Source organism: Microbacterium sp. ZOR0019 (assembly GCF_000800925.1).
In the GTDB taxonomy this organism is placed as follows: Bacteria; Actinomycetota; Actinomycetes; order Actinomycetales; family Microbacteriaceae; genus Microbacterium; species Microbacterium aurugineum.
This window is the reverse complement of record NZ_JRKC01000090.1, coordinates 1-10,222: the sequence shown is the minus strand read 5'-3', so window position 1 is coordinate 10,222 and position 10,222 is coordinate 1. Positions and strand designations below refer to the sequence as shown.

At 68.1% G+C, this 10,222-nt stretch carries 7 protein-coding genes; 6 read left to right on the top strand and 1 reads right to left on the bottom strand.

Features of this window, described 5'->3' with window-relative positions:
* Positions 1–54: 54 nt before the first annotated feature.
* Positions 55–1,563 carry a 2-hydroxymuconic semialdehyde dehydrogenase gene (locus tag L978_RS16935; protein ID WP_231555091.1) on the bottom strand — a complete coding sequence of 503 codons (1,509 nt, stop codon included), beginning with the start codon at positions 1,561–1,563 and terminating at the stop codon, positions 55–57.
* 83 nt (positions 1,564–1,646) lie between these two features.
* Between L978_RS16935 and L978_RS16930 the strand changes: the two genes are divergently transcribed.
* The 6 genes from L978_RS16930 to L978_RS16905 form a co-directional block, all read left to right on the top strand.
* Positions 1,647–2,615 carry a LysR substrate-binding domain-containing protein gene (locus L978_RS16930; protein ID WP_047524465.1) on the top strand — a complete coding sequence of 323 codons (969 nt, stop codon included), beginning with the start codon at positions 1,647–1,649 and terminating at the stop codon, positions 2,613–2,615.
* A gap of 124 nt (positions 2,616–2,739) precedes the next feature.
* Entirely contained in the window at positions 2,740–4,353 is a 1,614-nt protein-coding gene (locus L978_RS16925) for an LVIVD repeat-containing protein (RefSeq protein ID WP_052193830.1), read from the top strand.
* Between the two features lie 111 nt (positions 4,354–4,464).
* Positions 4,465–5,955, top strand: coding sequence for a DHA2 family efflux MFS transporter permease subunit (locus tag L978_RS16920; protein ID WP_047524464.1), 1,491 nt, complete (start codon positions 4,465–4,467; stop codon positions 5,953–5,955).
* Positions 5,956–6,011: 56 nt separating this feature from the next.
* Positions 6,012–7,136: an ABC transporter ATP-binding protein gene (locus L978_RS16915; RefSeq protein ID WP_047524467.1), complete on the top strand. Its 1,125-nt coding sequence runs from the start codon at positions 6,012–6,014 to the stop codon at positions 7,134–7,136.
* 59 nt (positions 7,137–7,195) lie between these two features.
* The gene (locus L978_RS16910; RefSeq protein ID WP_047524463.1) at positions 7,196–8,356 is read left to right on the top strand and encodes an ABC transporter substrate-binding protein; all 1,161 of its coding nucleotides are present in this window, start codon (positions 7,196–7,198) and stop codon (positions 8,354–8,356) included.
* A 2-nt stretch (positions 8,357–8,358) separates the two neighbouring features.
* The coding region (locus L978_RS16905; RefSeq protein WP_047524462.1) for an ABC transporter permease at positions 8,359–10,222 on the top strand (1,864 nt) is incomplete at its 3' end.

Sequence of the window (10,222 nt, the reverse complement as noted above, 5' to 3'; positions counted from 1 at the left end):
CCCGCCGCAACCGCTCGTCGGCGGCGCGGACGGCGTCGGTGTCGTGCTCGGTGCTCACAGCTGCACGCACACGTTCGTCGGCTCGGTGTAGAACTCGAGCGAGTGGTGGCCGCCCTCTCGGCCGATGCCGGAGAGCCCGACCCCGCCGAAGGGGCTGCGCAGGTCGCGCAGGTACCAGGTGTTGACCCACGACATGCCGGTGCGCATCTGCTGCGCGACGCGGTGTCCGCGGGTGAGGTCGGTCGTCCAGGTGACGGCGGCCAGTCCGTAGTCCGTGTCGTTCGCCAGCGCGATCGCTTCCTCCTCGGTGTCGAACGGGATGAGGGCGGCGACCGGGCCGAACACCTCTTCGCGTACGGTGCGGTGGCTGTTGTCGAGGCCGGTCCACAGCGTCGGCTCGATCCACGATCCGCCGTCGAGTCCATCGCCGAGCGTGGGGATGCCCCCGCCCGCGAGCACGGTCGCGCCCTCGGCGACGGCGAGGTCGAAGTACGACAGGACCTTGTCGCGGTGGGCCTGCGAGATGAGGGGCCCGGTGGTCGTGGCCGGCTGCTCCGGACGGCCAAGGCGCAGGCGGGCGGCGTGCTCGGCGAGTCCGGCTGCCACGTCGTCGAAGACCGCGCGCTGCACGTAGATGCGCTCGGTGCACAGGCACACCTGGCCGGTGTTGAGATACGTGGAGCGGGCGAGCCCGGCGACGGCCGCGTCGAGGTCGGCATCGGCGAACACGAGCGCGGCGTTCTTGCCGCCGAGCTCGAACGAGACGGGGCGCACGCGCGGCGCCACGGCCCGCATGATCGCGGATCCGGTGGACGATTCGCCGGTGAAGGTGACGCCGTCGATGCCCGGGTGCGTCGTGAGCGCCTCGCCGGCGGAGTCGGCGCCGAAGCCGTGCACCACGTTCACCACCCCGGCGGGGATCCCCGCTTCCGCCAGGATCTCGGCGAGCAGGGTCGCGGAGGAGGGCGTCTCCTCCGAGGGCTTGATGACGACGGTGTTCCCGGTGGCGAGAGCGGGTGCGAGCTTCCACGTGAGCAGGAGCAGCGGCAGGTTCCAGGGCACGATCACCGCGACGACGCCCAGCGGCTTGCGCACCGCGTAGTTCAGGGCGCGGCGGCCGTCGGGCAGCTCGGTGAGGAACGAGTCGAGCCCGGCGGTCGAGACCGTGTCGGCGAACGATCGGAAGTTCGCTGCGGCCCGGGCCACGTCGAGGTCGCGGGCCAGGGTCTCGGGCTTGCCGGTGTCGCCCACTTCGGCCGAGACGAGTTCGTCGGCGCGGCGGTCGATGGCGTCGGCCACTCCGCGCAGCAGGCGGGCGCGCTCGGCGACGGTCATCCGCCCCCAAGGGCCGTCGAACGCGGCACGGGCGGCCGCCACCGCACGATCGACCTGTTCGGTGCCGGCCTCGTGCACCTCGGCGACGACCGAACCGTCGACCGGACTGATCTTGGTGAAGGTGGCGATTCCCTCCACGCGCTCGCCGGCGATCATGTTGTGGATCGCGCGGGGCGCCTGGCCCTGCTCCGCAGCACGGAGGGGAGGCGTCATCGTCTCGAAAGGCATGGGCTCAGGCTAGGAAGGTTCGAGGGATGCCGACAAATACTCTCTTGATGCACTGCCATGCCCGTACGGCTATAGTCCCGATCATGGTCACCGATCGACTGCTCGACGGACGGGTCAAGATCCGCCACCTCGTCCTCGTCACCGCCATCGCAGACGAGGGCACCCTGGTGCGCGCCGCCGAATCGCTGCACATCACGCAGCCCGTGGTCACCCGAGGGCTCCGTGAGGTCGAGGAGGTGCTCGGCGTGCCCCTGTTCGAGCGGATGCCCCGGGGCGTGAAGCCGACGCCGTACGGTGACTCGTTCATCGAGCGCGCCCGGTCGGTGCTCGCCGAGCTGCGCGCCGCGGGTGAAGAGGTGCGGCTGCTGCAGTCCGGTCAGCTCGGCACCGTCACGGTCGGCACGCATCTCGCCGGATCGAACCTGCTGCTGCCGCGCGCCATCGCCGCGCTGAAGGTCGAGCATCCGCGGTTGACGGTGGTCGTGCGCGAAGGGACGCCCGACACCCTGCAGCAGCTTCTCCTCGCAGGTGACCTCGATCTCACGGTCGGACGGCTCTCGCCGACGGTCCCGGTCCGTCTCGAGCAGGAGCGGCTGCACCAGGAGCCGATACGTCTGGTCGCTCGCGCGGGGCATCCCGTGCTCGGCGGTGTCAAGGCGAACTCGCTCGCCGAGCTGCTCGCGTACCCCTGGATCTTCCCGGTCGCTCAGACCGCGTTGCGCGCCGAGCTCGAAGCGGTGTTCTTCCATGAAGGGCTGCCGCTGCCGCCCGACCGGGTGGAGTGCACGTCGATGCTGACGTTGCGGACTCTGCTGATCTCGACCGACGTGATCGCGGCGCTGCCGATGTTCATCGCCGTCGACGACCGCGAGCTGCGGATCCTGCCCACCCCCCTGAGCTCGATCCGTCGATCGGTCGGAGTGACGCTGCCGAAGGATCGGGCACCGTCGCCGGCGGCGTCCGCGCTTCTGAGTCATCTGCGCGAAGAGGGCGCGCGGCTTGCCGAGTTCGAGCGCGAGTACGCCCTGACGGAGTCCCGACCGCTCGGCTGATATGCCCGAATGGTCATAGCTCTGACCCGTATGGATATTGGACAGCATCGCTTCTCCAGGGTGAATCTGAGGAGGACGACACGACGTCGTGACGATCTCACCCGATTCAGCCAATGGAGGCGACATGGCCGGCTCTCCCTACGTGCCCGACGCGAAGAAGTACCGCCCGGAGGATTTCCGCCGGGTCGCGGGGGAACCGGCCGATCCCGACCCCTCGACCTGGGGTATGCAGCCGGACGGGACCTTTCTGCCGCCGGCGCACACGCCGTCCGTCCCGCGTGACGTGTTCGTCGACTGGCCCGGTCAGCTCGACTATCGCGACCCCGAGACGTACACGTTCAATGCGACCGCCGAGGCGTTCTACCCGATCGTGGTGAACACGAGCCACTCCTGGCAGTGCATCTACGACTGGGATGGCCGACGCCTCATGCTGCACTACGGCGGTGGCAACCACTGGAAGCTGTACGACATCACCGACCCGCGCGACCTCACGATCGTCGACGAGGAGCAGTGGGGGTGGGATGATCCGCGTCCGCAGTTCGGCGCGACGACGGTGCAGTGGAACGAGAAGCTCGGGAAGCACATCGCCATCCAGGCGAGCGAGACCCCGCGGTACTTCCTCAAGGGGCGGGTCGCCAACAAGTGGATCGACGACACCGTCGAGGGCCAGTTGAAGGAGTGGGAGGGCCTGCGCGGCTTCCGCACCTGGGAGATGAACGGACCCAGCCCGAGGGAGTGGACGCTCCTGACCGAGGTCTCGACCGATCCGAACCACGGGCCGGACGAGATCCAGGAAGGCAACGGCGTCCTCGACCTGCCGGTCTACTACGGCGACAAGTACCTCTTCGTGGCGACCGCGCCCGACAACACGTTCATCAACCAGCCGTACAAGACCACGCTGTGGACGGCGGGGCATGCAGCGTACGACGTCTCCGACCCCGCGAAGCCCGAACTGCTCTCGACCTGGTGGGTGCCCGGATCCCGCGCCGGCGAGGAGGCCGACTCCGAGTACCTCGCCGACAACGACCGCTGGAACAACAAGACGAGCTGGTTCGGCTCTCGCATGGGCGTCTTCATGCCCCGCTCCGTGGAGTCGGGCTATCGCTACGCCTACGCCGCGCAGGGGGGTCAGGGCTTCTTCGTCCTCGACGTCTCCGATCCGACGAACATCCATCACGTCGGATGGTGCCCGCTGCCCACGAGCGTCGCCGGGACCGAAGGCGACAACGTCGACACCACCCAGGTCGAGGAGACCGGGTACGTGTACGTCTCGGGCTACCCGATGAACACCGACTGTTACGAGCCGGCCAAGGAGATCTACCAGATCGACGTGTCGGACCCGACGAATCCGCGGGTGGTGCGCACTCTGCCCCGCCCGACGCCGCCGGCAGAGGCCGCGTTCACCGACTGGGCACAGCGCCGCGGCTCGTTCGGCCCGAAGCGTTCGGGGTACTTCACGAACACCGGAACCCCGCACGGCGGCGTCGTCCCCTACGCGTTCTACGCCGCGGGGCTGCAGATCTTCGACGTGCGCGATCCCGAGAACCCGCAGGTCGGCGCCTACTTCGTGCCTCCGATGGGTCTGAAGGACGATGATGACCTCGCCGCCCCCGTGCACGGGATCTTCGTCGAGTGGGACCGGAACCTGATCTGGCTCTTCGCCAATCACGGTATCTACGCGGTCTCGACCCCGCTACTGGGCGAGCCCGTCATCGGCATCCCCGCCGCCGACGGCTGACACCCGGCACCCCGGAACTTCGGCGCCCGCCCTGCGCATAAGGGGCTTGCAGGGCGGACGCCGAATCCCCGCTCCCATACCCTCCGCGACGATCCCTCCCGAAAGTGATCCATGACTCAGACAGTCAGGCCCTGGCCGGCCCTGTGGGCGCTGTGCATCGGCTTCTTCATGATCCTCGTCGACACGACGATCGTGGCGATCGCCAACCCGGTCATCCTCGCGGCCTTCGACGCCGACCTGACCACGGTCATCTGGGTGACCAGCGCCTACCTCCTCGCCTACGCCGTCCCGCTGCTGATCACCGGCAGGCTCGGCGATCGCTTCGGGCCCAAGCGCGTCTACCTCATCGGTCTCGTGGTGTTCACCCTCGCTTCGCTCGCGTGCGGTCTGGCCGACAGCATCGGCATGTTGATCGCGGCCAGGGCGGTGCAGGGTTTCGGTGCGGCGCTGATGACGCCGCAGACCATGGCGATCATCGCGCGGGTCTTCCCTCCGCGCGGACGCGGCCAGGCGATGGGTGCCTGGGGCGCGGTCGGGGGGCTCGCGACGCTCGTCGGTCCGATCCTCGGCGGCGTGCTCACCGACACGGTGGGCTGGGAGTGGATCTTCTTCGTGAACGTGCCCGTCGGGATCGTCGCGTTCCTCGTCGCCTGGCGTCTGGTGCCGGACCTGGAAGGACACCCGCACCGGTTCGACTGGCTCGGCGTCACGCTGTCCGGCGTCGGTCTCTTCCTTCTCGTGTTCGGCATCCAGGAGGGTGAGGTCTACGACTGGGGTGTGATCCTCGGACCGATCACGGTGTGGAGCCTGATCATCTCCGGGGTCGTACTGCTCGTGCTCTTCGTCGTCTGGCAGCGCGTCAATCGCGCCGAACCGCTCATGCCGCTCGCGCTGTTCCGTGACCGCAACTTCTCGGTCGCGAACGCCACGATCTTCCTGGTGGGGGTCGGTATCACGGCGATGCCGGTGCCGCTCGCCTTCTACTTCCAGGTCGGCCGGGGTCTCGACCCGACGCTGGCCGCACTCATGCTCGCGCCGATGGCCGTCGTCTCGGGGGTGCTCGGCCCGTTCGTCGGCAAGCTGAGCGACCGGGTCGGGCCGCGCTGGGTGACGTTCGCGGCTTTCGTCGTCTCGGCGGCGGCCATGGTCTGGTACGCGGCGACGATGACGCTCGATGCCCCGTTCTGGCTCCTGCTGCTCCCGTCCGCCCTGTTGGGGATCGGTGTCTCGGGGATGTTCGGACCTCTGGCGTCGACGGCCACCCGCAACCTTCCGCACACGCAGGCCGGAGCGGGATCGGGTGTGTACTCCACGACCAGGCAGATGGGCTCCGTGATCGGGTCGGCGTTGCTGGCCGTCCTGATGAACGCGACGCTCGCCCTGCATATCTCGGGCTTCGTGCCGGGCGCGATCCACCCCGGCAGCGACCTGTCGGCGGAGGACGGCAGCGGGCTGGCCACGGCCATGTCGCAGTCGCTGCTGTTGTCGGCCGTCGCTTTCGCGGTGTGCGCGATCGTCGTGGTGTTCTTCGAGAAGCCGCGGCCGTGGGGTGCGCCGGCAGCCCCGCAGACAGTGGAATCCGTCGTGAGAGAGGGACGATGATGGTGGCGATCGCAGTGGATCCAAAATCCAGAATGAAGAACGACGAGAGGGTTCCGATGACCGCGAAATCCGGAGGCGGAAGACTCGTCGTCGACGCCCTCAAGAAGGACTACGAGCTCGACGGCGCCGCGGTTCCCGTGGTCAAGGACGTCACGTTCACGATCGAGCCCGGGATGTTCTACTCCCTCCTCGGCCCGTCGGGATGCGGCAAGACGACCACGCTTCGCTGTGTCGCCGGGCTCGAGCGGAGCAACGGCGGGGTCATCTCACTCGACGGCGAGGTGCTCTCCACCGGCACCGCGCACGTGTCGCCCGACAAGCGCGACATCGGGATGGTGTTCCAGAACTACGCGATCTGGCCGCACATGACCGTGTTCGCCAATGCGATCTTCCCGCTCCAGGTGGCCGGCTCCCGTCTTCCCAAGCAGGAGGCGCGCAAGCGGGCGATGGAGTCACTCGAGCTCGTGCAGCTCGATCACCTCGCCCAGCGTCCGGCCACCGCACTGTCGGGCGGCCAGCAGCAGCGCCTCGCTCTCGCACGGGCGCTGGCCCACCGTCCGCGGTTGCTGCTGCTCGACGAGCCGCTGTCCAACCTCGACGCGAAGCTGCGCGACACCATGCGCAATGAGTTGCGCAGTCTGCAGCGCACCCTCGGGATCAGCGCGCTCTACGTCACGCACGATCAGTCCGAGGCGCTGTCGATGTCGGACCGCGTCGCCGTCATGAACGGCGGGCGCATCGTGCAGGAGGCTTCCCCTCGGGAGCTCTACGATCAGCCGGCCGACCGCTTCGTGGCGGACTTCGTCGGTCGCGCGAACATGATCGCCGCCCTCGTGATCGATCGCGACGGCGCGGGTGACGCGGTGTTGGAGGCCTTCGGGACCCGGCTGCGCACGCCCGTGCCGGACGAGGTCTCGGCGGGCGACGAGGTCACGTTGACCTTCCGCCCCGAAACCGTGCGCTGGCACGAGACCGACGCCGACCGTCCCAACGTCGTTCCCGTCCGCATCGTGCGGGTGGAGTTCCTCGGCGAGATCGTCGAGTACGAGGCCGAAGTGCTCGCCGAGGGCGAGTCCGTCGGCACCATCGTCGGCCGCGGAGCACCGCTGGCGACACCCCCCGAGGGCGGCAGGGTCTTCCTCGAACTCGTCCCGCACGCCTGCCGCGTGCTGGCTGCATGACGCAACCCCGCACCACACCCGAAGATCACATTCCTGATGTCAGAGAGGACATTCAGATCATGAAGAGAACACTGGGAGCGACCGCCGTCGTGGCGGTCTTCGCACTCGCGCTGAGCGGATGCAGCACGCCGAGCGAAGCCACCGGGGGCGACAGCGCCCTGAAGGGCGACGCCGCCGAGGCCGTCTGCGACGCCGTCGAGATCGGCGCGATCACGCGCTGCGAGAACTTCTACGACGACTACTGGCCGGAGATCGACAAGCAGCTCGACACCCTCTACGAAGAGGCGAAGAAGGCCGATGGCGGCACGCTGGTCATCTGGGACTGGTACGAGCTGGCGCCCGAGGTGATCGCGCAGTTCAACGAGCGCTTCCCCGACATCAAGGTCGAGACCCGGGGTCTGACCTACAACCTGTCCTCGGCGATCATCTCGGCCAAGGCCACCGGTGCCCGCAACACCGACGTGGTGTCCGGTTCGATCACCTCGATGGCGGCCATGTACGACGAGGGGTTCTGGGAGAAGGTCGACTGGGAGAGCTTCGGCGTCCCCGCGGAGTACCTGACGATCGGTGCGCCCGAGCTCATGCCCGACAGCATCAACGGCACCCTCATGCAGTACAACACCGAGAAGGTCGAGTCGGTGCCCGAGACGCTCGACGGTCTCCTCGACCCCGAGTACAAGGACAAGGTGTCGGTCGCCGGCTACAACGCGGTGGTCTTCGCCGGATACGGGATGGCCGAGGGGGAGGACAAGATGGTCGACCTGATCGGCGACCTCATGTCGTCCGGCAACCTGAAGCTGCTCGAGGATCAGGGCGCTCCGCTGTCGAGCGGTGACGTGCCGATCGCCCTCAACCAGACCCTCTTCAACCCGAACCCGGCGCTCCAGGTCTCGCCGTTCGAGCACGCCGGCGTCTGGGCGCAGTTCTCCGGTGTGAACTCCGACGCCAAGAACAAGCCGGGCGCGGCGCTGTGGACCCTGTGGAACGCGTTCGACCCGGACTGGATCGACCTCCGCATGACGGACGAGCGCTTCGCCAGCACCCAGGTACCGTTCGCCGGGCTTCCCGCTGCGACGTTCGCCGAGGCCACCGGGCTCATGAAGACGAACTCCGACGCACTGCTGCTCGGCCTCGAGAACGGGGCCGAGACCGAGACGCAGGCCACTCGTGACGACTGGCAGGCCATGATCAACGCCGCCGACAAGGCGCTGAACGGATAACGATGTTCCAGGCAGGACGGACCACGGGGCGAAAGCGTCCCACCACGATGACGATCGCGATGATCGTCTCGGGCGCGGTCATCTTCATCCTTCTCGCGGTACCGCTGATCGTCCAGGTGATCACCGCGTTCCGTGGTCCGTTCCTGCCCTTCGGCGTCTCGTCGGCGAAATGGGGCGTCGAGAACTTCGTCACCCTGTGGCAGCTGCGCGAGGACTTCTGGGGTGTGCTCGGCGCGACCGGCGCGTTCGTCGGCGGCTCGACGCTCCTCACGCTCCTGATGGCTTTCGGCCTGGCGTGGGTCACGGTGCGCACGGATGCGCCGTGGCGTCGCCTCATCTCGGTGCTGGTGATCGTGCCGTACATCATCCCGCCGATCGTGAAGGCACAGGCCTACCTGCTGATGCTCTCGCCCGAGTCCGGGGTGCTCAACCAGCTGCTGCGGTTGCTCCCGTTCGCGAGCGACGTGCCGATCGATCCGTACGCCTTCCCGACGATGATCTTCATCCAGGCGCTCACGAACGTCACCTTCCCCTACCTGATGATCGTGCCCATCCTGACGAACATGGACGGCTCGCTCGAGGAGTCCGCGCGGGTGTCCGGGGCCTCCTGGCCGCAGACGCTGCGACGGGTGACCCTGCCGATGCTCTGGCCGGGCCTGCTCGGGGTGACCGTGCTCACCTTCATCCTCGGCCTCGGCAGTCTCGAGGTTCCGCTGCTGTTCGGTCAGGAGTCCGGGCGCAACATCTTCGCCCTCAAGCTCTGGACGCTCATCAGCTCCAACGCGGGTGAGTTGCCGCAGTACGGCCTGGCCGCCGCGTGGGGACTCGTGTTCCTGGTGATCACCACCATCGCCTTCGCGGTCTATCTCCGCGCGACCCGCAATGCCGAGCGCAGGGCATCGGTCTCGGGCAAGGGCTTCCGGCCGTCGACCATGCGGATGGGGCCGTGGAAGATCCCGGTCATGCTGCTGGTCGCCGTGTTCGTGCTGCTCACGGGCATCCTCCCGCTGCTCGCCCTGCTGTGGGCGGCGATCACGCCCTATCCGGTGGCGTTCTCGATCGATGCGATGCTCGGCAGCACCGACTTCGGTGCGTTCGGGGTGGTGCTCGCGGATCCGGAGTTCTGGGTGTCGCTGGGACGCACGGTCCTCATCGCGGGCGGCAGCGCCACGATCGCGGTCGTGTTCGCCACGGTCCTCGCCTACGGCATCGCCCGCAGCAAGAAGACCGGCTGGGTGAAGGCCCTGGACCTGTTCGCCTCGTCGTCGGTCGCTATCCCCGCGACCATCGCCGGCTTCGCGATGTTCCTCACCTTCATGGTGATCAACCCCTACATCCCGATCGCGGGGACCCTTCTGGCGCTGGTGATCGCCTACTCGTATCGGGTGTCGATCGCCTACCGTTCGTCGTACAGCGCGACCCTGCAGATCCGGCCCGAGCTGGAGGAGGCCGCGCTCACCAGCGGGGCGAGTCGCTTCGAGGGGTTCCGCCGCATCATCGCTCCGTTGCTGATGCCCACCGTGATGGCCGTCTGGATCCAGATGTTCATCCTCGGCACCAACGAGTTCACGCTTCCCGCGTTCCTGGCCACCCCGTCGTCCCGTCCGCTGTCGATGTACATCTACGCGATGATCAACCCGCGCTCCGCACAGCTCTATGCGCCGGACCAGGGTGCCGCGATGGCGCTGATCTTCACGCTGATGGTGTTCGCGATCGGATACGGCCTGCAGTGGGCGCTGTCTCGTCGCGCGATCGGTCGGACCCGCAAGGCGGTCAGTGCCGGTCTCCCCGACCTCGCGACCCCTCCGGCCCCCGCCGCGGATTCCGCGACCGCAACCCTGGCCGTCCAGTCCCGCTCCCGCCCCC